This window comes from Bacillus sp. LR--39, from assembly GCF_053613335.1.
Genome location: NZ_JBSIOT010001214.1, coordinates 1 through 600 on the forward strand (window position 1 = coordinate 1; position 600 = coordinate 600).

1 protein-coding gene is annotated in these 600 nt (G+C 46.2%); it reads left to right on the forward strand.

All coding sequences use genetic code 11. From position 1 onward, the window contains the following. A partial coding sequence (locus tag ACWHAR_RS29505; protein ID WP_452088746.1) for an HD domain-containing protein occupies positions 1 to 600 on the forward strand: 600 nt, incomplete at both ends.

Below are 600 nucleotides of genomic sequence, written 5' to 3' on the forward strand. Positions count from 1 at the left end.
TGGTCAGCCTGATTTCGAGTCAGATTGACGCAGACCGCATGGATTACCTCCAGCGCGACGCATATTATACGGGCGTCAGCTACGGCCATTTTGATATGGAGCGGATTCTTCGGGTGATGCGGCCGCGCGAGGATCAGATCGTCATTAAAGAAAGCGGAATGCACGCTGTCGAAGACTATATCATGAGCCGTTACCAAATGTACTGGCAGGTCTACTTCCATCCTGTGACCAGAAGTGCAGAGGTCATTTTAACGAAGATTCTTCACAGGGCGAAGCAGCTGCACGATGAAGGCTATGTCTTCACTCACGCTCCGGTTCATTTCTATTCTATTTTTGAAGGGAAATTGACACTGGAGGATTATGTAAAGCTGGATGAATCTATTATTTTGTATTACTTCCAGGCCTGGGAGGATGAAGAAGACGCGATTTTATCCGACTTGTGCCGCAGATTCATTAACCGCCAGCTGTTCCAATACGTTGAATTCAATCCGAATGAAGAAATGTCGGCTTATTTTGAGCTGACTTCATTGTTCAAAGAGGCGGGAATCGATCCGAGCTATTATTTGGTCGTTGATTCTTCATCAGATCTGCCATACGATT